This window comes from Ensifer sp. Root142 (genome assembly GCF_001426785.1).
GTDB classification, from domain to species: domain Bacteria; phylum Pseudomonadota; class Alphaproteobacteria; order Rhizobiales; family Rhizobiaceae; genus Ensifer; species Ensifer canadensis.
This window is the reverse complement of sequence record NZ_LMFK01000021.1, coordinates 1-21176: the sequence shown is the minus strand read 5'-3', so window position 1 is coordinate 21176 and position 21176 is coordinate 1. Positions and strand designations below refer to the sequence as shown.

Below are 21176 nucleotides of genomic sequence, written 5' to 3'. Positions count from 1 at the left end.
GGAGGCCGTTATGACCTTGATACCGACAACGATGAGCGCGGTGCAACTCGTCGGTCATGGCGGGCTCGACAAGCTCGTCTACAACGGCGCTGTCCCCGTGCCGGGGCCGGCCTCCGACGAGGTTCTGATAAGGGTGACGGCCTGCGGAATGAACAACACCGATGTCTGGGTGCGCCAGGGCGCCTATGGCACGGAGGACGACGCAGCCGCGGTTTCGACCTGGCGTCGCCAGGGCAACACCCTCACTTTCCCACGCATCCAGGGCACCGATGCCGTTGGTCGCATCGTCGCCACCGGATCGCGCGTCGATCCAGCGCGTATCGGTGAACGAGTGATGGTGGATTTTTCGATCTACAACCGCGATGACGACAGCCTTGCCGACATCGATTACATGGGCCATGGCCGCGACGGCGGCTATGCTCAATATATGGCGCTGCCAGCGGAAAATGCCCATGTCGTCGATACCGATCTGACGGATGTCGAGTTGGCGACGTTCTGTTGTGCCTACCTGACGGCGGAACGCATGTTGGAAAGGGCACGGCTGGTCGCCGGCGAGATCGTGCTGGTGACTGGTGCCTCGGGCGGCGTCGGTTCCGCCATTATCCAGCTGGCGCGGGTTCGTGGCGCGGTGCCAATAGCCATTACCAGCGCGGGTAAAGAGCAGGCCCTTCTCGATATCGGCGCCAGTGCCGTGGTCACGCGCGACAAAGGCGATCTCGTGGACGCGGTCACCAAAGCATCACAGGGCAAACCGATCGATGTCGTTGCCGATCTCGTTGCCGGCCCGATGTTCAACGATCTTCTGAAGGTGCTGAAACCGGAGGGTCGCTACACCACCGCCGGCGCGATCGGCGGCGCCGTCGTTCAGCTCGATTTGCGCACGATGTATCTGAAGCAGCTTGAACTGCACGGTTCAAGCCAGGGCACCCGGGCCGATTTCAGGCGCTTGGTTCGCTATATCGAAGAAAACAGAATCCGGCCGCTGGTCGCAGGCGTCTATCCGCTGCGTGAGTTTCATCGCGCCCAGACGGACTTCATGGCCAAGTCTTTTGTCGGCAATCTGGTTGTCGTTCCGGACTGAGGGCCGAATTCCTTCATGCTTGACAAATTCGAGAACGAGCTATGCGGCCGGCGCCGTATGCGTCTCGAGCAGCAAGGCCGGCGAAACCATCGGACTTCCCAATGTCGGAGTTGAGCCAATGTTCCATTGGTACCGCGACCGACTGTTAGAAATCTGTCCCACGATCGCGCCGGCGGAGCCTAGGGGATGCGGGCGATGACCTTGATCTCGAAGTCGAAGCCGGCGAGCCAATTGACACCGACTGCGGTCCAGTTCGGGTAAGGCGGCTTGCTAAAAATCTGTTGTTTGACGGTCATGATCGTTGCGAACTGGTTCTCGGGATCCGTGTGGAACGTCGTCACATCGACAAGATCGTCGAATGTGCACCCGGCCGCATTCAGCGTCGCCTTGAGGTTTTCGAAGGCCAGTTGGACCTGGCGTTCAAAGTCGGGTTCCGGCGTTCCGTCGATACGGCTACCAACCTGGCCGGAGACGAACAATAGGTCACCGGATCGAATGGCGGCCGAATAACCGTGTTCCTCATAAAGAGCGTGCCGGTTTGCGGGAAAGATTGCTTCGCGCTCTGTCATCTTTGATCTCGCCTTGTTGTCATTTGACCGCATCCAATGAGCGGAGGCGACGCTTCAAGCGCTTTCCATGCTCACTCGTTTCATGTACGGTGCGTATGTGAAATAGCCGAAATGCGCCTCGTATGTCAAGTCCATATACGAGGCGTATATGAATTTGAGGGCAAGATGGCGAAACGGCGTGTCGAGACGATGGAGGAAAACCGCGTCAAGCTGATCGCGGCGGCGCGAAAAGCCTTTGCCGAAAAGGGATATTCCGCTGCTTCAATGGACGAATTGACAGCCGAAGTCGGGCTCACGCGAGGGGCGCTTTACCACAATTTTGGCGACAAGCGCGGCCTCTTGGCCGCTGTCGTCAACCAGATCGACTCCGACATGGCTTTGCGCGCGCAGGAGATCGGCGCCCGTGCGACAGACCCTTGGCAAGGCTTGCTGGCCGAGGGTGCCGCCTATATCGAGATGGCACTTGTCCCAGAAGTGCAACGCATTGTTCTGCTCGACGGACCTGCTGTCTTGGGCGATCCATCGCAATGGCCGAGCCAGAGCAGCTGTCTTCAGGCGACAAAGCGCACAGTTGAGCGGCTGACCGCGCAGGGGATACTCAAGCCGGTGGACGCGGAAGCCGCCGCCCGGCTTCTCAGTGGCGCTGCGCTCAATGCCGCCCTCTGGATTGCCGCCAGCGACGATCCGCAGGGCGTATTGCCGAAGGCTGTAGCCGCTTTCCACGCACTGGCCACGGGCTTTCTCATGAAACCCGCGTAGGGTCCCGGGCCAATTCAATGGCGCGAAATTTGTGATTTTGGTGCCACGAAACTTCGCGTGGCACCGCACCACATCGCTCCCTTGCGTCATCACCAACCGGCAACGCTGCCGGCCTCATGTGGTCCCGCTTGGTTTGTCATACAGTTATCCTTTGGACCCTGAGCCCAAAGCCGCCTGCAGGTGCGGGGGTCTTCAGGATTGGGATAAGGATCGCTGTCGCGAGGGTGGCCACAAGGCAGTCTGTGACCGGAAAGGCAAACCAGATCGCCGTGCTGTCGCCGAAGACCCCAAAGCAGACAATCAGCAGCGGGCTAAGCGCAAACGGCTTGACGAGCGTCAGCACCGCCGCTCTCCCAGGCTGGCCCGCGGCCTGGAAATAAAGCGCGAACACCAGAATGGGCCCGGTAAAGAGATAAAGAGAAACCATCGGCCGCAGGATTGCGCCGACTTCTGCGACGACAGACGCATCCTGCGCAAAGCCCGCGCCGATCCTGCTGCTTGCGCTCAGCAAGATGAGTTCGACCGCGACGCAATAGAAAAACGCAACGCTTACTGCGAGGCGCAACATTCTGTCCGAACGCTGATAAAAACCGGCTCCGACATTGTTGCCGACGATGCTTTGCGTGGAGAGCGCGATCGCCATGAGTGGCAGGAAGGTAAAGCTGAAAATGCGCATGACGATGCCATAAGCAGCAGCAGTGTCGGCGTAGCTGGCGCCGGCGGTCAGCCGCAATGTCGCGATCACCGCGGCCGCAACCAGTGCGATGCCGATGAAGCTCAGGCTCAGCGGCATGCCGAGGAGCACAATGGGCCGCCAGCCACCGGCCCAACTATGCGCCCCAAGCGAAGCGAGCGGTATCATCCAAACGCCGTGTAGCCGCATCCCGACCAGGAGTGCCAATCCAAGGGCCTGGGCCAGCGCCGTGCCCAACGCCGATCCGGCAATGCCAAGATCGAGCTCGACGATCAACACGTAGTTTAACGCGATATTGGCGAAGGTTACCCCGACCGACATCAATGCCATCAGGCCCACGCGGCCTTCGTTGCGGCAAGCATCCGCGTGCAGCCCCAGCAGAAACTGCACAGGCGTCGCGCAGATCATGATCAGGAGGTAGCGATACGACATTTCGGCGATGTTGCCTTCGGTGCCTGCTATGTGGCCGGTGGCGGTGCGCCCGCCCACAAGGAAGGCAAAGATCAGCACCAGCGCCATCGCGAGCGCGAGACCGTGGGCCCGTGCAAATACTGCCGCCGCCATGTCTCGCGCACCTGCGCCTAGATGCCGGGCAAGCAGGCTGGACATGCCGCCGCTGACAAGCGTCGACAATGCGATGGTGACCATCGCCGCTGGAAAGACGATGCTGACCGCAGCCAGGGCATCGGCACCAATGAAATGCCCGAGGATGGCGGCATCAACCACGGTCAATAGTCCGCTCATCATCATGACAAGCATCATCGGCAAAGCATTGGTAATAAAGAGCCGCCCGATCGGAGCGGTCAGGAACGGATTTTGCTGTGCGTGTCCGGACGACATCGCTCACTCCTCAAATGAGGCATTTCGCATTTGACAGGGAGCCTGCTTTGCCTACCGACGAAATGCTTCGAGGGTGAGAAGATGAGTATCGTCGGGCTTCACCGTGACTTGCGTCCGCAGGCGGCAGGTGCCCGATACCTTAGCCGAGCTTTATCCGCCTGCCGGTCCCCATGTCAAATTCTTAGATCTATCAAGGCGGCCGGTCCGGCGCTTCTCAGCCACGCTGCTTTGAACTTGTTCGCTGTGTTGACGCATCAGACCCGCTCCCCATTGCGCTGATTGTGACGTGGTGCTGCACTATTGATTGGGACAAATGTGCGAAGCTTTTAGACTTTGAGAGTTCGCCGTTGCACTCTGATACTGTAAGTTGACTTCGGCATGATTTTCCGCCTACTTCAACTTAGGATCGTGTGGAAATCTGATAGAGGTCGAGCGATTGGATTCAGGCGGCGAACCACAGTCGACGATCTTCCGCCTGCGGACATTTGGCGGTCTGGAGTTGCTCGATGAGCATGGGCACGCCATCCCGTTCCCCGCAAAGGCGCTTGTGATCCTCGCCTACCTTTTTTCCACAGGCCGTCGGACCGCCACGAGAATGGAGGTTGCGGAGCTGCTTTGGGGCAGGGGAACGCCATCGGTCGCTTTCACCAATCTTCGCAGGTTGATCTCGCGGATCAGAGGTCGTCAATCCGAGCTCAATGTGCATTTTCTTGTTTTTTCGAACCATGGGATCGAGCTCAAGTCATCCTCGATCACCTGCGATGTTTCGTTGTTTGGGATGGCCGAGCCTGAAGGCTCGTTCGATGAACTCAAGGTGCTTGTTGATCGGCTTCGATCGGCTTTTCTGGATAAAATCGACCTTCAAAATTCTTTGTTTGACCACTGGCTAGCGCAGCAGCGAGAGCGTCAGCTGATAGCTCTCGATCATGCCATGCGGCTGATGGCATCTCTGGCCAACACAGCTGACCAGCGTGCCGTCGTCCAACAGGCCGCGCTTCTCGTCTTTCTCACGGGCTCAAACGACCAGATCGCACCCAAATTTCTGCTGCAGGCCTACGAAGTGCAGGGAGAGGTTGAGCATCTCAAGCGCACGTTTGAACGGCGAAACGAGATGCTCGCATCCTGGATGAAGGAGAAACAATCGTTCCCGCCAGCCAAGATCGCGGCGCGGGCGGCAAATGTCGAGATCATCAATCCCGCTGAACTGACGGAACATTCAAGGCCTAGCCTGCCGCGCCTGGCGTTGCTCCCGCCCAACAACTACAGCCGCGAACCCGCCGCAGCGATGATTGTGGCCTCGCTTCTGGAGGACATCACCATTGGCTTCTGTGTGCTGAATAGCGTTCAGGTGCTGGCACCTTACTCCGCCCTGCAGATAAGCCGCAAAACTGAAGACCAGCTCGCGATGCTTGAGCATCATGGCCTGACCTATGTGCTCGAGACACGGTTGAGCGGTGTGGACGAGGCGCTTTCCTTGTTCACACAGCTCGTGTTTCTTCCCACGAGCGAGATTGTCTGGGCGGAGCGCCTCAGCCTTGATGGCGCGCGTTTCGCGCAAAACAGGCGTGACATATCCGGGCGCCTGGCACTTTCGGTCGCGAGCGAAATCGAGCGCCACAGGATCACGCGCTCCAATTTCGATCGGAACCCGGCCGCGTATCACCGCTATCTGCTTGGACGGCGGTTTTTCGACCGCTTGACGCTGCCAAACCTGCGTCGTGCCCGAAAGGAGATGAAAGCGGTTTTGCAGGAAAGCGCCAACTTCGCGCCGGCGCTCAGCTCGCTTGCACGAACCTATTCGGAGGAGTGGCTTCTGACGGCGCGAGGCGAGGCGGTTTTGCTGAAGTCGGCTGAGGCCTATGCCTTGCAGGCCATTGAGACAAGCAGCGACATGGCGGATGGCTACCGCGAGCTTGGGGTGGCAAAGCTGCTGCAGGGTGCTCTCGACGAAAGTGTCGAGACTTTGCAACTGGCCGAGACGCTAAGCCCACATTACGCGGATATCATTGCCGACCACGCCGACGCCTTGGCCCACTGTTCGCGTCTGGATACCGCGTGTCGGACCATCGAGCGCGCCATCGAACTCAATCCCATAAGCCCAGATTCCTACCTGTGGACGGCGGCGGGCGCCTGCTACGGTCTCGGCCGTTTCGAGGCGGCGATTGGCTACATCGATAGAATGGCAGATGGCAGCCTCGCCGACCGGTTGGCGGCCGCGAGCTGGGCCATGCTCGGCCACCGCGACAAAGCACATGTATTCGTTACCAGAGTCCGAGAAACCCATCCCGACTTTGATGTCGAAAACTGGTTGTCGATCGTGCCGATTAAGGAAAAATGGCACAAAGACATCTATCGTGAAGGTCTCAAGAAGGCAGGCTTCTAGAGATTAAACCGAGCGGGGGGAATGTGCATGGCAAAACTTGCGATCTTAGGTTTCGCTGGCGAAGAGGGACTTTACATTGTTGACCTGGAGGCAGCGACCGTCGCGCCGATGACGGTGCCGGTCAAAGGCGCCCTTCAGACCGTCGTTGATCTCCAAAGGGCTGGAGGCACGGTGATCAAGGGCGTCAGCGTCGCGGTTTCCGTGACGTCGGCCGAGGACATCTCGAACGGCCGGTTCGACGGGTAAGGCGGTCCGGCCAGACGTCTTCACTGCGTTTGACGATGGTGCCCAGCGGCGGTGGCGCTTAAACGCGTGCGGCTGAGAAGCCCCATGGCATAGGGTTCTGCTGCTGCCTGGACGCAGAGCCTAAGCGAGTTCAGTGGCCCCGCCAGCAGGCGGGGCCAAAAGCTGCGACGTTACTTGTTGAGTGCGTCCTTCAGAGCCTTTGCCGGTACGAAGGACACCTTCCTTGCTGCCGCTACCTTGATGGTCGCTCCGGTTGCCGGATTGCGGGCTTCACGCTCAGGCGTGGCCTTAACCTTGAACTTGCCGAAGCCGGGCAGGGAGGTTTCGTTGCCGGAGACCGAAGCGGCGGAGATGGCTGCAAGCACGGATTCAACGACGGCTTTGCTTTGAGCCTTCGTCAGGCCATGCTCGCCGGCGATCTTTTCTGCGATTTCAGTTGTGGTGGTCAAAGGTTGTTCCTCCTCGTTTTTGACGAAAGGATACTTTGCCCGAATGGCGCCAATGTCATCGGTCTTGCGCAACAACTCCCGCCTCCTCAGGTGATTTTCCACAGATTGCCTTGGCAACATAGCCTTTCGCCCTCTTTCTGCGGGCGATTTGGAGAAGGATCGCAATGGCATCGGCCTCGGATGCGAAGTGATGGCTCATCTCCTGGCCGCGCGTACCGATGCGCCCCCAGGCGCGGATAAGGGAGATTTCGCCAAAGAGCGTCGGCTGTATCGAAAGCGCATAGTAGCGCGCCATGTTTCGGCTGGGATCTATCCGTTGAAAGTAGAGGTTGGAGCACTGCTGGGTCATGAACGCAGCATCGCGCGTCGGAGAATCCGCGTCCAATGAGAGTTTTGAATCGGTTGGGGCGAACCGATTCACGTCGTTGATGTGAAAGTTGGCGTCGCCGAGTCAAACCTCGACAGTTCCGCAAATGTCGACCTGAAAAGCGTCAAGGCCGCGCCTGCGGCAGCAGGCCGCGGCTTTGATAGTTGCTATACTAACCGCCCCGGAACGCCGGAGCTTGTGCACTCTGGAGGGATTTCATGGCTGGCCGGCAACTCACGAGGAAATCTCGTCCTCCGCAATCGGGAATGAACATTCGATGGCCGCGCCAATGAAGGCCTTGCGCGACAGCCCAAGGCTCTCCCCGCGCTCCAGCGCGGCGTGGCAGCGATTTCTGGCCCGTTCGTAGAACCATCCGCCTTGCGGCCATTCACTTAGATACTGCAGCGCATCCTCTGGCCCGTTGATACACCGCTCACCTTCTGGGCCGACCCTGACGGGGTGATCCCAATTGATACCTTGCATCTGCGTTGCCTCCGTTTCGCCGCAGAACGCTTATCTTGCAAGTTTGTTCCTTCCTCCGGCCAGGCTTTCGCGCCCCTGGCAATCGGGCATGCCTTCCATTGTCAGGTGGTCGCCCAGTCATCAAGGCGCAAGCCAGGCACTCTTTCGAATTCCCGTCCATTGTTGGTGACCAGGATCAGTCCCTGTGAGCGGGCATGGCCAGCAATCAATTGATCGTAAGGTCCGATTGGCTTGCCGGCCCTGGCCAGCTCGGCTCGGAGTTGGCCGGTGTGTGCTGCCGCCAAGCGATCAAAGTTCAGAACGTCGAGCCTTGCCGCAAATCCTTCAACGACGTTGAGATTTCGCTCCGGCATTGCCGATTTTTCAGCGCCGAAAATCAGTTCCATAAGAGTGATCGAACTGATGCAGAGCTGCCCCTGGTGGCGGTTGAAAGCCTCGCGAACAGGCTCTGGACGATTCTTGATCGTGAAGATGCAGATGTTGGTATCGAGCATGTATTTGAGCATCAGAACGTCTCGCGCTCTTGCTGCTCGGGCTGGTCACGATCCGCCATGAAGTCGGCGCTCGCCCGTTCGCCGTTGAACCAACTGTCCCAAGCTTCCCCGGCCGGGGTTATTATTCGAGTCCTTCCGACCGCCACGACATCGACTCTCTTGACATCGTCGGGTAGCGCCACGGCCTTCGGTAGACGGATCGCCTGGCTGCGATTGCTTTGAAATACGGAGCCCTGGTCCATCGATCACCTCTTGGGATATGGCTTAAGTATATCCCCATATAGGTTGTTGGCCGTGGATATGTCAATGGGATATGCCAGGCGGCGATCATGCTGACTCCCTATTGGTGGAACCCGGCTTATCATTATCGACGCGGCATGAGGCAAGTGCCCGGATCAACCCCGTCGTCTCTCCGCCATCAGGAGAAAAGCCAGGACACAGCACAGCAGGCCAAGGGACAATGGCAATCCCTGATGTCCGATCAGTTGCATCGCCAGTCCTGTGACGGGCGAGCCCACGATGCCGCCGGTACCCCATAGGATCGCGAAGGCAGCATTGCCGGCGATCAAGGCTTGACCGGCGAAACGCTCGCCGAGCTGGATCAGCGACATGGTGTAGATCCCGAACGAGACCCCGCCGCAGACGAAAACGAGCGGCCAGATGAGCCACGAGTTGAAGAACCACGGCAGCAACAGGCAGCCGGCCAGCGATACCACAGCACAGACCAGCATCGTCCGTCTCGAGCCAAATTGCTCTGCGACGCGCCCGAGCAAAATCTGCAACACGGCATTGCCTGCGATGAAGCAGGTAATGAGCGAAGCAATGCGCTGTTCGGCGCTGCCGAGCGCTGCTCCGTAGACAGCAAACAAGGAAAGCAGGGTCTGCTCGAAAGCAGCGGCAGTGAAAACCGCGAACAATAGGAGCGGTGCCAGAGCGAAGAAGCCGCCGACCGATGTTGCCTCACCCTCATGCGGCATGTCCGGCAGGCGCGGCACGACCGCAAGCACAATCAGACCGCAGAGAAGGAAGGCGACGATGCCGATCATGAAGGGCGGCCAGCCCTGCGTGCCAACCAGCCCGAGCGACAGAGGGCCGATGGCGAAGCCAGCCGAAACGATCGATGAATAGAGGCCCATGATGCGGCCCCTGCGTGGCGCGGGCGTGATCGAGAGCAGCCAGGTTTCGCTGATCACGTAGAGCGGATTGGCGAAAAAGCCGAGCAGGAAGCGCAGTGGCATCCAAGTCCATACTTCTTGCGTCAAGCCAATCGCGATCAGGGTGAGCGCGGCCAGCATCGAACACAGGATCGCAAGCCGCGGCGCGCCCACCCGCCGGGCAAACGCGGGAATGAAAGGCGCGGATACAATGAAACCGAGCGGCGTCATCGCCGCCGACAGGCCGATCACGCCTGATGTCATTCCCTGCCGCTCCAGGATGAAGCTGAGCAGCGGATAGGTTAGCCCCTGTGCCACGGCGAACACCGTGACGGTCGCGATGATGCCCGCCATCGCGGCCCATGGGATCCGATCCTCGCGCGATATTGTCGTGCATTCGGTAATCATGAAGCATTCGCCTTATAAGGGATTTGATACTTGCCAGAAGGACTTGGCGATCTCTGCCTCGAACTGCTGTCTCGTCAGACCGATGTCATCGATCAAATGAGGATCGTCCTTCAACTTTTGCTCGAGTTCCCAGCGAAAGCGTATCCGCTCACCCCAGGTAGCGATGATGCTTCGCAAGGTCGCCAGGCTGTAGTGTCGGCGCGACACTTCCGCCGGTTCCACGGGCATTGCCGGCCACGCTGCCTGAAGCGGGGTCGACGCAGAGGTGGGAATATCGTTCATGGCAACCTCCATATGGTTTGAGCGGCCAGCGGCCCTCGACCTGAAAGAGAATGGAGTCTGCCGGATACGAACGGCGTCGTAATTAAGGCCTCCCAAATAGTTCTCAAAAATTTCCAAACGGACTATAGATGCGCCGCATGCAGGGATCGCGCTTCGCCTTTGGTCCATTCGTGCTTGATCCGGATGCTGGAACGCTCCTTCGGAACGGTGATCCCGTTGCCGTTGGCCACCGCGGGCTAAAGCTGCTTGCAGCACTCGTCGGACGACCCGGCGAAATTCTTGGAAAAACCGAGTTGATGGATGCGGCGTGGCCAGGCACGGCTGTCGAGGAAGGCAATCTCACCGTCCAGATCGCGCAGCTGCGCAAGCTGCTTGGTCCCGCCGCCGACGGCGGTGAATGGATCTCGACGGTTCCGCGCGTCGGCTACCGCTTCACCAGGGCCATCGAGCAGCTGAGCGGCGCGATGCGAAAACCTTTGCCGCTGCCCGGCAAACCATCGATAGCCGTGCTGCCCTTCGTGAATATCAGCAACGACCCCGAACAGGAATCCTTCGCGGAAGGGTTGACCGAAGATCTGATCACTGACCTGTCCAGGATCTCCGGCCTTTTTGTCATCGCACGCAATTCGGCCTTTGCCTACAAGGGGAGGGCGATGGACGTGCGCGGGATCGCTGAGGATCTTGGCGTGCGTTACCTGCTGGAGGGCAGCGCTCGTCGCGCCGGCGAGCATGTGCGCATCAACGCCCAGCTGGTCGATGCGGTGAGTGGCGAACACCTATGGGCGGAACGCTTCGATCGCAGCCTGGAAGATATCTTTGCCGTTCAGGACGAGGTCACCGGCAAGATCGTGGAAGCCTTGCTCGGCCGGCTGCGCGCACCGCCGTCGCGCAACCGACCCAACAATATCGAGGCTTACGATCTCTGCGTGCGGGCGCGTAAGCTGATGGATGACACGCCGCAGTCGGCGCAGGAAGCGCATCTGATGCTCACGCGCGCAGTTTCGCTCGATCCTGATTATGCCGAGGCCTATCGCTGGCTTGCCATGAACCACTGGATGGGGTGGGTGCATTCGGGCGGACCCACCGAAGCTAGCCGTGGCATTGCGTTGGAACTGGCGCGCAAGGCCGTCGCGCTCGATCCCAACGATGCCGGCAGCCGCTGGGTTCTGGCGTATCTGCTTGCCTATGAGCGCAGCTTCGACGAAGCCGATCGGGAATTCGCCAAGGCGATCGAGCTCGACCCGAACGAGGCCGACAGTTGGGCGGCACTCTCCGATGTCGCGGTCCTGGCCGGACGGGTGGAGGAGGGTCTTGAGCACATTCGCAAGGCGTTCCGGCTGAACCCGTTTCCGGCGAGTTGGTACTATCTGACGCTCGGCCAGGCCCAATACGCGGCCGGCGAGTACGAAGCCGCTGTCGAGACGCTGCGCAGGGACGAGACGTACCGTACAAGCTCGCGCCGTTTCCTGGCGGCAAGCCTTGCTCAGCTGGGCCGGCTCGACGAGGCACGCACAGAGGTCGAACTCTTCCTGGTTGGCAATCCGAGTTTCACAATCCACCACTGGGCGACGACCGAGCCATTCCGCGACGCTGCGACGCTTGCGCATTTCGTCGATGGCTACCGCAAGGCGGGGCTCCCGGAGTGACACGCGGGCGTGATCTCCCAAACCCGCCATTTACCCTGAGCGTGGAAAAAGCGGCGAGAGCCTTGCCGGTCTTTTTGCCGCTTGCTTGTGGCCGTCAGACAGCCTCCATCCGCACGGTCGAAAACATCGGCGCGGTGCGGTTCTTGGCGATTACGCGCGGTCGCTGGTCAGACCGGGTGGGTGAGGGTGCCGGGTGCCGCGAGGTTGGCCCGACCCCTCGATCAAGCGGGAAGACTTGCCGGCGCTAGTATTCCCGGTCCCCCGCCGTCGCTATTTTGAACCCGCTGTGGCGAGCGGGCCCAGCCGCGCCAACGAGACTCTGGCAACATTGCTGCCGACGCCTGGTGCGCTCAATACCCTGGTTATCCGCGGGGTTCCGGCTCGAAGTCCTCCAAGGCGGCATGGAGCGCAGCGCGCAGCTCCTCTCCGGTGATGGGCTTGTGCAGAATGCGCGCGCGACTGGCGCTAACCTCCTTGAGGCGCGATGGCGAGGTATCACCGGTAACGATGATGGCCGGAACGCGGCGGCCGATGTGGTCGCAAAGGGTCTGGATCGCGTCCAGACCTGTGGCGCCATGCTCCAGGCGGTAATCGGCAACGATAAGATCGACCGGCGCGCTGCCGGCCACCAGGGCTTCGGAATGGACTCTCAGCACTTCCTCGGCAGACCGGCCGGCATAGATGCGATGCCCCTCCAGGGTCAGAAGCCGAACCATGGCGTCGGCCACCTCCTTTTCGTCCTCCACCAGTATGATACCGGCCGTGATGCCGGCCGCGGGAGATGGCCGGCCGGGTTGCAGGGGAGATCCTACCGAGCGAGCCCTCGGAACTGTGATCGAGAACATCGAGCCGCGCCCGGGCACGGACACCAATCTTAAGGGATGTTGCAGCAGCTCGGCCGTGCGCCGAACGATGGCAAGGCCCAAGCCCAGACCCTGTGTGCGGTCCCTTGCCGGATTCTGCAACTGCATGAATTCCTCGAAGACCATCGCTTGCTGATCGGCAGGAATGCCGGAGCCCGTATCCAGGACCTGGATTTCGACCGAATTGCCGCGCCTGCGGCAGCCAAGGAGGACGCCGCCCGCTTTGGTATAGCGGAACGCGTTCGACAACAGGTTGTTGAGGATCCGTCGGAGCATCATCGGGTCGCTGTCGATCAGCAAGTCGCTGTTGACGATCCGCCAGTCAAGGCCGCGCTGGTTTGCTTCTGCGGCGAACTCGTCGCGAAGATCGCGAAAGAGGTCGCGCAACGACACTGTCTCGTTTGCGATCGTCACGATGCCGGCGTCAAGTCGGGAGATATCGAGCAGCGCATTCAGCAGTCCGCCGAGATTGCTGACGGCGGATTTCGCCCTCGTTGCCAGATCGCGAGCATCGGCTGAGGCGACGTTTCCGCGCTGCCCCAATATTGCCAGTGTGGAAACAAGCAGGCTCAACGCATGGATCGGCTGGCGCAGGTCGTGGCTGGCGGCTGCCAGAAATCGAGTCTTGGCGCGGTCTGCTGCCTGTGCCCGATCACGTTCCTCTTGCAGGTGACCGACGAGGCTTTCGTTTTCCAGTCGCAGGCTGACGGTTTCACGCAACATCCGGTAGGTGATGCGACAGTAGTAGAAGTTGATTGCCACAAGGGAGGCGAGCAGGAACAGGAAAGCGCCGGAAATATCGCTGTCCGTCAGAATGCAGCGGACGGCGATCGGCAGGACCGTCACAAGAATTGAGCCGATGAGCGCGGGCGGAAAGGCTGAAAGAGACGGCACCGTGCCGCAGACGAGGCCGGTCAGAACGATAACCGTGAACGAAAGGACGATGGGCGCATCCGGAAGGAAGCCGACCCAGCCGAGCGTGCCCCACAGCAGACCGGACGCCCAGGTAAATGCTGCAGCGAGCCAGGCCCATCGCATGATGGACCGGGAATCCCTTGGGCGGCTGAAAAAACGGCGGGAGGCGAGCACACGCAAGATAATGAGCAGATAGAGAGCGCCAACCCATCCGGCGAGCCAACTCCCCGATACGGCATTGCGAAGGACGTACACGGCAGCGCCAGAAATGACGATGTTGGAGATCACCACGCCATAGGAGTTGCGATACAGAAGCTCGATGAGGGCCTGGCGGATCTTGTCTTCGTGCATTCGTCCTCTCCAGATGCCGGAGGGACATCATCCAGCGGCCCGTCCTAGGACGATTGATTTATCGGAAAACTGTTTCCCATACGTTGGCGGCCAACGAATTTGCGCCGAAGCTTTCATCGAGGGTGGCCAGATGAACCACCCGCTCACGTCCCAAGAGGCGGGACTGTCGCATCTCTAACTGGCCTATATGTCGCATCTCTAAAATGCCGCTACACGATATGTGGCGGCCAGCTGTCCGCCGTTGGGCAAAGTAGAAGTGTCCCATCCGGCGTCTTCAGCCATTTAGAAATGCGACGCTTCAGCTCGCAAGCCCCCGCCCGGAGCGGCTGGGGCGGGTTGCAAGGGAAGGGAAGAGAAGGGAACTGGCGGGTGATCTGCACCCATCTCCTTTGGCTTTGAGAGTGTGAATTCATCCGGTCATTCCGCCGCGTCGAGCGAGACAAAGCTTTCTCTCGTCGCGCAAGGACCACAGGATCATTCATGAAATCCATCTTCCAGCCAGGTTTGCGCCCCTGAGGCGTCAGGATTTCGATGGTCGTTTGAGATGGTCGTCGAAGGTCCGTAGCATGCAGGGCAGTCCTGCCACCGGCACGGCGCATTCGGCGGCGCAAGCGTCAATCCGCTGCTCGTCGGGCTTCTGACCGTCGCCTACGTCGCATTGAAGCGCTTCTCCGCCCGTTATGCGGTGGTCGGCATTCTGGGTACTCGGGCTTGCCTGCCTGCTCACGCAAGGTCGCGTCGATCTATCCGGCCTGAAGCTGGAATTCGCCGCTCCCGTCTTCACCTTGCCGGAGTTCTCGCTGAATGCGCTGATCTCGGTCGCGCTGCCGCTGTTCCTGATTACGCTGACCGGCCAACATATGCCTGGAATGCTGGTCTCGCGGAACGATGGGTTCAAGACGAGCGCCAATCCCATTGTGGCCGTGACGGGCTTCGGCTCGCTCATCTTGGCTCCGTTCGGCTCCAATGCCTTCAATATCGCGGCGATCGCCCTCGGCAAGGAAGCTCATGAAGACCGTCGAAGCGCTGGATCGCGGGCATTGCGGCTATCTCGATTCCCGCGCCAACGAAGACGTTGTTGCGGCCTTCGTCCAACGGGCAAGGCAGATCAATCCGGTGCATTTGCAGTGAACTTGAACCGCTGGCCAAGCCAGCCGGTGGGCGGCGCGCATGCCGGCATGATAGCCGACGAGGCTGAAACTCGTCTCACCGGCAATGAACGTGTCGAGCCCGACAATCGTACAGTTGTTATGTTCCGCCGGGTTTATCTTCCTTCTCGATTTGCCTTAGCGCCCCTTCAATCGTGGCTTTGTACCGCACGCGAGGGGGACGCACATTGTGCGCAAACAGCATGCGGCGAGCCTGCGGAGAGGCGCCCGTGATGAAGAAGCGCACTCTGGCACGCCCAGCTTTGTGCACCGCGCCTTCAATGACACTGGCAGCAGTAGAATCGAGAAAGGAAACTGCCGAGCAATCGAGGATGAAGTTTCGCCGCTGGTCGGCGATGCGGTCGAGGATTGCGCCGACCGTCGTGGCAGCGGCGAAGAAGAATGCGCCGGAAATGCGGTAAATAACCGTGTCCGGATCGCTGGCGACTTCCGCGTGATAAGCCTCGCGCCTGCCATTTGCCTCGTCGGCGGTGTCGTCTAGCAGTGGAAGAGTGTGAGCTTCGACGGCGATCGTCTTCGACATACGGTCGATGAAGAGTACTGCTCCGAGCGCGAAACCCACGACGATGCCCTCTGTCAGGTCGCGGAAGACCACAAGCAGGAAAGTGACGAGCAGCACCAGTGCATCACCCCGCGAGGAGCGGATCAGCGCGACCACTGATTGCGTCTCGATCATGTTCCAGGCGACGACGGTGAGCAAACCGGCAAGTGCAGAGAGCGGGATGTAGCTCGCGAGCGGCGCGGCAATTAGCATAAAGCCGAGGAGGAACAAGGCATGTAGCATCCCAGAGATGGGGCCATGTGCGCCGGCTCGGACATTGGTCGCTGTGCGCGCGATTGTGCCGGTCGCACAGATGCCGCCAAACAGCGCTGAGGCTATATTGGCCAAACCCTGCGCTACAAGTTCGCAATTGGAACGGTGACGTCGTCCTGTCATGCCATCGGCAACGACGGCCGAAAGCAGCGACTCGATTGAACCGAGCAAGGCGAAGGCAACAGCATTCGGCAAAACGGCAAGTAAAAGTTCGTTGCTCATCGCGGGAATTGACGGCAGCGGTAGGCCGCGCGGAATGCCACCGAAGCGAGTTCCAATAGTGTCCACGGGCAAGGAGAAGACTGCCGCGACGAGCGAAGCGGCGGCGACGGCGAGCAGCATGCCTGGCCAGCCCGGCCGTAAACGTTTCAGGGCGAGGATGGTGCTGATCGTCAGTATTGCCACGGCAAGCGTTGAAAAATTGAACGTGGGCGCTGCGGCGGTCAGTGCGGCCAGCTTCGCCAAAAGTTCACCGGGTTCCGCGCCCGACAATCTCAGCCCGAACAGTTCTTTGATCTGGCTGGCGAAGATGATGACGGCGATACCGGCGGTAAACCCGATGGTCACCGGATAGGGGATAAATTTGATATAGGTGCCGAGCCGCATATAGCCGGCGGTCAGCATGAAGACACCCGACAGCGTCGTCGCCAGAAGCAGGCCATCCAGCCCGTGGCTGTGCACAGTCGCCGCTACGAGCACGATGAAGGCGCCTGCTGGTCCACCGATTTGGAAACGGCTGCCGCCGAGAGCGGATATCAGGAAGCCGCCGACAATCGCGGTGAAGAGGCCGCGTTCGGGGGAGACGCCCGAAGCAATGGCAATCGCCATGGAAAGCGGCAAGGCCACGATCGCCACCGTAAGCCCGGCGACCGCGTCGCTGCGAAATTGCGACCAGCCATACCCCTCGCGAAGCACGGTGACGAGTTTGGGTGTGAACAAATTCCAGAACGTTGGGGTAGAAAACTGTGCTGAGTCCGGCCTGCGGGCCGTTAATACCGTCTGCGTATGCCGCGATATCCCCATTTGTTATTCCGGCCCTTCGTTATAGGCGACGGGACGTCGACGTCACGGTCGGCGATTGCCGCCGTTGGAGAGAACTCCGCGTTTCACCTCTTCGCATCGACGGATGGACCCGGCTGGACTAGACGGACACCGCGCCCACCGCGCTCGCTCGGCTGGTTGTCGCCGATCAGCTCTACGCCGCAGGCATTGAGCGCTTCGATCACTCGCGTCAACGTTTCGACCACGCCACGCACAATACCTTCGCTGGCCTCCATGCGCTGGATCGTCGGTACTGACACGCCGGCCTTCTCTGCAAGCATCTTCTGGTCGATGCCGGCAAGGGCACGAGCGGCACGCATCTGTGCAGCTGTGATCATCAGATTTATTCCATAGCTGTTAATCTAAACTAGTGACGCATTGAAGTTCATGTTTCAAGCCTAAATCTTGAGTCACCGACGATGCGCCGAAGATCGATCTCGACTGCTCGTTCGCTGGGTTCGCCTCCGGCGCTAAACCGCGATTTGATTTCGCGAGGTGATAGGGATAGAGGCACTTATGGGTTAGCAGCCGATGCCGAGAGCATCGCGGCCATCCGATAAAGACAAGCAGGCTACTACAGCGGAGCGAACATGAGCGACCAGAGCGATGACTACGTTTATGACGAGGCGACCGGCGAATGGCGGCCGGTTTCGGAAATCGCCGCGGAGGCCGCGCAAGCTGCGGAGGTTCGCGATGCGTCGGGTAATCCTCTTACCGACGGAGACTCTGTGGTCCTGATCAAAGACCTCAAGGTGAAGGGTGCCGGCCAGACCCTCAAACAGGGCACAGTCATCAGGTCGATCCGGCTCACCGACAACCCGGACGAGATCGACTGCCGGCACGACGCGATCAAGGGTCTGGTCCTGCGCACCGAGTTCGTCCGCAAGCGGTGACCGACAACATCAGTTGGCCGCACTTGCAGTCCTTGCGCAGTGTCCGAATTACCTCAGCCTCCGGCGTCGGTCGCGCGGGCACGCTGATGGGCCGTCTTCTAGATGGACGACTTCCCACTAGAAGCAGCTCAGAACGCTCTTCAAGAGCTACCCGTGGCTGAGCCACGGGGGCGGCGTTTGCGGCGGCCTTCCGGCAGATGCTGATAGAGCTCCCGCGCCTGATCTTCCTTGCCGTAGATGAAGCGATAGATCGTCTCGGTGCAGACCCGCACGGCGCTAACGCCATCGGCGAGCAGACCACCGGCGATCTGTTGCGGGGACCAAAGCGCCTTCAGCTGCTCGATCACCAGTTCACGCAATTGCGGGTGCCGTACAAGCTTCCTCAAACGCTGCCGCCGCTCTCGATCGTGGAATGTATTGCGCCTGATCTCGCGATAGATGGTGGAACGGTGACGACCGAGTTGGCGCGCCATTTCATTGATCGGCACCTTGCGTTCGACAAAGTGATGGCGGCGGCGGCGATCCGCCAGATTCAGCTGCGAATAGCTTCGTGACATCCCAAAATCTCCAAGGGGAAACCATTGAAATCATTGGCATGTCGCACTTGAAAATAGAATGTACCCGGCTACACGATATGTCAAAGCTGAATAGGGCTGCGACATGCTCAGCCATTTAGAAATGCGACACTGGCTCCGCCGGTCAGCCCCCGATCCGACCGGCTGGGCCGGGTTGCAAGGAAGGAGCGGGGGCGGGTGATGACGCTCCCCTTCGGCTTTAGCTTTCTTAGTAGCAATTGTTTTGTCGCCGGTTGATACTCGCTTGCACCTGAATAGGGCGAGGTAGGGATCACAGCCGCACGATGCTTCCGGAAATCAAGCTGCATGGTGACGTCGATGTCGCCGCACTGTCCCCACTTCTTCGCGGTATGCTTCTTTCGGTTGCCTATGCTGACGGCGAGGGCGGCATAGGATTGACGGCGACCGGCGCCATGAACCGCAAGTTCGTGCATTGGGCCTGTGTGCACTTCCTCTGGCCAGGATTCACAGCCGAAGACCTCTACAGCATGAACAAAGTGCTCAATGAAAGCGACATGCCGCCGCTTTGGGTCGTGCGCGACATGACCCGTCATCTGAAGCTTCTTCGCCGGAAAAAAGATGTGCTGCTGCCAACCAGACGCGGCCGGGAGTTCCTGGTGAACCCGCAAGCCTTCTTCGATCTGGTCGCCACGGATTATCTCTATTCGTATGTCCATACCACCGAGCGGGAAGAGGAGGTCCGAGCGCGGTTACGCTGGTGGCGCATGTTCCTCAATCTTCTCAATATCAAGGCCAGGGAAGGGTGCACGCCAATAGACGTTGTGAAGATCCTCTATCCAGACTTGGCGCCCCTGTCGGACACCGAAATGACTATAGAAGCCTGGAAGTTGAAATCCGACCTCCAATATGGCGTCTTTCGACGCTTGTGCTGGCTCGGTGTGCTCTATGAGGCACGAGAGGGACTCACGCTCCTCCAGAATGGAGCCTTCCACAAGACGCCACTTTGGCCAGCTTGCCTGCAGTTGGAATCGGATACGCAGAGCGACATCGGCGTGCATTGACGCTCTTTATTCCGCCGCTGGCTGCCTCATCAACGCTTTCTCTCGTCGCGCAATCACCGCCGGATCGTTCATGAAATCCGTTCTCGGGCCGGGCTTGCGGCCGCGCTTCTGGTAACCGTTGGCTGTGCTACCGTCTCGAATGCCAAACATATGATCCGTTTGGCCCGTTCGGCTCGGACCACTCTTGCTGCGCTGCTGTTGGCGTCCGGCCTGCATCTCGGCGACAATTGACAGCATGTCGTCCAGCCGCTTGTTGTCGACGACCTCGGCGCGATGCACCGAGCGCAACGTATCGAAGGTCCTGTAGGGCAGGGCAAAGCTCTCGTGCATGATCTCAAGCCGACCGTCCGGATAATCGCAGACAATCACCTTCTGGCCCGCCAATGGCCTGGAAATCTCGGTCGGATCGAGAATGAACAGCACCTTGTCGTAACGCAGCGTCAGGGATTGCGACAGCGTGCGCACTTCCTTGCGGCACATGGCACCCTCGAGGTTCTCATGGTCGGCCAGCGGCCGGTGCATGTCCTTTGGATTGCGTGGTTGCTTGCCGAAACGAAAGTTGAAATCCGCAATGAACTCAGGTGCATAGACATTGGCAGCTTCGATCGTATCGATGCCGCGAAGTCGCATCTCCTTGACCAGCCGATCCTGCAATGTCTGGTTGGCACGCTCCACCCGACCCTTGGCCTGCGGGGTGTTGGCACAGATGATGTCGATATTGAGTTCATAGAGCGCCCGTCCGAACTGCGTCAGGCCGCTTGTCCGGTCTTTCTTCGACCCATGGAGCGAGCGGAAAACGCCGTGCTTGTCGCTGTAGAAGGCCAGCGGCTTGCCCCATTGCTGCAGATAGGCCTTCGTCGCGTGCAGATAGTCGAATGTATTCTCCGATCCAGCAAAGCGAAGATGCAGAAGCTTGCCGGTGGCGTCATCAATATAGACGAGCAGGGCGCATTTGGGGCCGCGGTTCTCAAACCACCAGTGATGCGACCCATCGATCTGCACCAGTTCGCCAAAGCAGTCGCGCCGGCCGCGTGGCTGGAAAACCCGTTTCTTACGTTCCCGACGCGAGATCCAGATGCCGACCTCGGTCATCCATTGCCGCAGCGTCTCCTTGGCAACAGAAATCCGGTGCAGCTCGATCAGCTTCTCGCGCGCCAGCGTCGGACCGAAATCCAGATAGCGTTCGCGGATCAGATCCAGCGCTGCATTGCGGAAATCCTCGCTGTGGCGCCGATTGCTCGGCCGTGATCGCTTCTTCGAAATAAGCCCGGCCGGACCATCCTGATCATAGGCCTGCAGGAGCCTGTGGACCTGACTTCGACTGAGGTCGAGCAGTTCGGCAGCCTGGACAACGCTCAGGCGCTCGTCACGGATCTTCTGAATGACTTCGAGGCGGTGCAACTCTTTCTGCGACATGGTGATCAAACAGGACATGACGACTCCGACCGCTCATGGTCTCGACCAGGCTGAAGGTCGTCATCCTTGCTCCCAACGTTGGCTTTGACCAGTGCGTGGAGAGGCGAGACTGTCGCATCTCTAACTGGCCCAACTGTCGCATTACTAAATAGCCGCTACACGAGATGTGGCAGCAAGGTTGAACTGTCCACGTTGGCGCAAAGTAGAAATGTCACTTTGGGCGGCGCGTCGTCAGCCATTTAGACATGCGACACTCGACATC

At 59.7% G+C, this 21176-nt stretch carries 21 protein-coding genes and 2 pseudogenes; 9 read left to right on the top strand and 14 right to left on the bottom strand.

The genetic code is table 11. The features are described 5' to 3' along the window. Window positions 1-10: 10 nt before the first annotated feature. Entirely contained in the window at window positions 11-1081 is a 1071-nt protein-coding gene (locus ASD52_RS20465) for an alcohol dehydrogenase family protein (protein ID WP_057225357.1), read from the top strand. Window positions 1082-1260: 179 nt separating this feature from the next. On the opposite strand, the gene ASD52_RS20460 is transcribed toward ASD52_RS20465, so the two are convergent. Beyond that, entirely contained in the window at window positions 1261-1650 is a 390-nt protein-coding gene (locus tag ASD52_RS20460; protein WP_057225421.1) for a RidA family protein, read from the bottom strand. 165 nt (window positions 1651-1815) lie between these two features. On the opposite strand from ASD52_RS20460, the gene ASD52_RS20455 reads away from it, so the two are divergent. Beyond that, window positions 1816-2409 (top strand): TetR/AcrR family transcriptional regulator, encoded by a 594-nt coding sequence (locus tag ASD52_RS20455; protein ID WP_025431374.1) that lies wholly within the window; start codon window positions 1816-1818, stop codon window positions 2407-2409. A gap of 136 nt (window positions 2410-2545) precedes the next feature. On the opposite strand, the gene ASD52_RS20450 is transcribed toward ASD52_RS20455, so the two are convergent. Next, window positions 2546-3829: an MATE family efflux transporter gene (locus ASD52_RS20450; protein ID WP_244497499.1), complete on the bottom strand. Its 1284-nt coding sequence runs from the start codon at window positions 3827-3829 to the stop codon at window positions 2546-2548. Between ASD52_RS20450 and ASD52_RS40200 the strand changes: the two genes are divergently transcribed. From ASD52_RS40200 to ASD52_RS20440, 3 genes are all read left to right on the top strand, one after another. Beyond that, window positions 3711-3977, top strand: a complete 267-nt coding sequence (locus tag ASD52_RS40200) for a hypothetical protein (RefSeq protein WP_244494303.1) — start codon at window positions 3711-3713, stop codon at window positions 3975-3977. The two genes, ASD52_RS20450 and ASD52_RS40200, sit on opposite strands and share 119 nt — an antisense overlap. A gap of 402 nt (window positions 3978-4379) precedes the next feature. After that, window positions 4380-6326 (top strand): hypothetical protein, encoded by a 1947-nt coding sequence (locus ASD52_RS20445; protein WP_244497496.1) that lies wholly within the window; start codon window positions 4380-4382, stop codon window positions 6324-6326. 27 nt (window positions 6327-6353) lie between these two features. Next, entirely contained in the window at window positions 6354-6572 is a 219-nt protein-coding gene (locus ASD52_RS20440) for a hypothetical protein (protein WP_057225353.1), read from the top strand. 170 nt (window positions 6573-6742) lie between these two features. On the opposite strand, the gene ASD52_RS20435 is transcribed toward ASD52_RS20440, so the two are convergent. From ASD52_RS20435 to ASD52_RS20405, 7 genes are all read right to left on the bottom strand, one after another. Continuing rightward, window positions 6743-7021 carry an HU family DNA-binding protein gene (locus tag ASD52_RS20435; protein WP_025431370.1) on the bottom strand — a complete coding sequence of 93 codons (279 nt, stop codon included), beginning with the start codon at window positions 7019-7021 and terminating at the stop codon, window positions 6743-6745. A gap of 55 nt (window positions 7022-7076) precedes the next feature. After that, window positions 7077-7442, bottom strand: coding sequence for a WGR domain-containing protein (locus ASD52_RS20430; RefSeq protein ID WP_244494300.1), 366 nt, complete (start codon window positions 7440-7442; stop codon window positions 7077-7079). 180 nt (window positions 7443-7622) lie between these two features. Next, on the bottom strand, window positions 7623-7871 hold the full coding sequence (locus ASD52_RS20425) for a DUF982 domain-containing protein (RefSeq protein ID WP_025431368.1): 249 nt from the start codon (window positions 7869-7871) through the stop codon (window positions 7623-7625). 101 nt (window positions 7872-7972) lie between these two features. After that, on the bottom strand, window positions 7973-8377 hold the full coding sequence (gene vapC / locus ASD52_RS20420; RefSeq protein WP_057225351.1) for a tRNA(fMet)-specific endonuclease VapC: 405 nt from the start codon (window positions 8375-8377) through the stop codon (window positions 7973-7975). Then, the gene (gene vapB, locus ASD52_RS20415; RefSeq protein ID WP_025431366.1) at window positions 8377-8607 is read right to left on the bottom strand and encodes a type II toxin-antitoxin system VapB family antitoxin; all 231 of its coding nucleotides are present in this window, start codon (window positions 8605-8607) and stop codon (window positions 8377-8379) included. Before vapB ends, vapC begins: the two co-directional genes overlap by 1 nt. Before the next feature lie 153 nt (window positions 8608-8760). Beyond that, on the bottom strand, window positions 8761-9927 hold the full coding sequence (locus ASD52_RS20410; RefSeq protein WP_057225350.1) for an MFS transporter: 1167 nt from the start codon (window positions 9925-9927) through the stop codon (window positions 8761-8763). A 12-nt stretch (window positions 9928-9939) separates the two neighbouring features. Further along, entirely contained in the window at window positions 9940-10155 is a 216-nt protein-coding gene (locus tag ASD52_RS20405; protein WP_057207788.1) for a DUF1127 domain-containing protein, read from the bottom strand. Window positions 10156-10346: 191 nt separating this feature from the next. Here ASD52_RS20405 and ASD52_RS20400 point away from each other — a divergent pair, with 191 nt between their 5' ends. Then, complete coding sequence (locus ASD52_RS20400) at window positions 10347-11855, top strand: winged helix-turn-helix domain-containing tetratricopeptide repeat protein (protein ID WP_057225417.1); 1509 nt, start codon at window positions 10347-10349, stop codon at window positions 11853-11855. A gap of 362 nt (window positions 11856-12217) precedes the next feature. On the opposite strand, the gene ASD52_RS20395 is transcribed toward ASD52_RS20400, so the two are convergent. Beyond that, window positions 12218-13984, bottom strand: a complete 1767-nt coding sequence (locus ASD52_RS20395) for a hybrid sensor histidine kinase/response regulator (RefSeq protein ID WP_057225349.1) — start codon at window positions 13982-13984, stop codon at window positions 12218-12220. A 592-nt stretch (window positions 13985-14576) separates the two neighbouring features. Between ASD52_RS20395 and ASD52_RS37605 the strand changes: the two are divergent. Then, window positions 14577-15032: pseudogene (locus ASD52_RS37605) on the top strand (benzoate/H(+) symporter BenE family transporter); the annotation flags it as partial. A gap of 200 nt (window positions 15033-15232) precedes the next feature. On the opposite strand, the gene ASD52_RS20385 reads toward ASD52_RS37605, so the two are convergent. Continuing rightward, the gene (locus tag ASD52_RS20385; RefSeq protein WP_057225347.1) at window positions 15233-16990 is read right to left on the bottom strand and encodes a SulP family inorganic anion transporter; all 1758 of its coding nucleotides are present in this window, start codon (window positions 16988-16990) and stop codon (window positions 15233-15235) included. An 83-nt stretch (window positions 16991-17073) separates the two neighbouring features. After that, window positions 17074-17346, bottom strand: coding sequence for a helix-turn-helix transcriptional regulator (locus ASD52_RS20380; RefSeq protein ID WP_025430787.1), 273 nt, complete (start codon window positions 17344-17346; stop codon window positions 17074-17076). Window positions 17347-17598: 252 nt separating this feature from the next. On the opposite strand from ASD52_RS20380, the gene ASD52_RS20375 reads away from it, so the two are divergent. Then, window positions 17599-17901 carry an alkylphosphonate utilization protein gene (locus tag ASD52_RS20375; RefSeq protein ID WP_057225345.1) on the top strand — a complete coding sequence of 101 codons (303 nt, stop codon included), beginning with the start codon at window positions 17599-17601 and terminating at the stop codon, window positions 17899-17901. A 170-nt stretch (window positions 17902-18071) separates the two neighbouring features. On the opposite strand, the pseudogene ASD52_RS20370 reads toward ASD52_RS20375, so the two are convergent. Then, window positions 18072-18458 (bottom strand): annotated as a pseudogene (locus ASD52_RS20370) (helix-turn-helix domain-containing protein); the annotation flags it as partial. A 302-nt stretch (window positions 18459-18760) separates the two neighbouring features. Here ASD52_RS20370 and ASD52_RS20365 point away from each other — a divergent pair. Beyond that, window positions 18761-19498: a hypothetical protein gene (locus tag ASD52_RS20365; RefSeq protein ID WP_057207742.1), complete on the top strand. Its 738-nt coding sequence runs from the start codon at window positions 18761-18763 to the stop codon at window positions 19496-19498. 6 nt (window positions 19499-19504) lie between these two features. On the opposite strand, the gene ASD52_RS20360 is transcribed toward ASD52_RS20365, so the two are convergent. Beyond that, window positions 19505-20932 (bottom strand): ISNCY family transposase, encoded by a 1428-nt coding sequence (locus tag ASD52_RS20360; RefSeq protein ID WP_057225343.1) that lies wholly within the window; start codon window positions 20930-20932, stop codon window positions 19505-19507. Window positions 20933-21176: the final 244 nt, after the last annotated feature.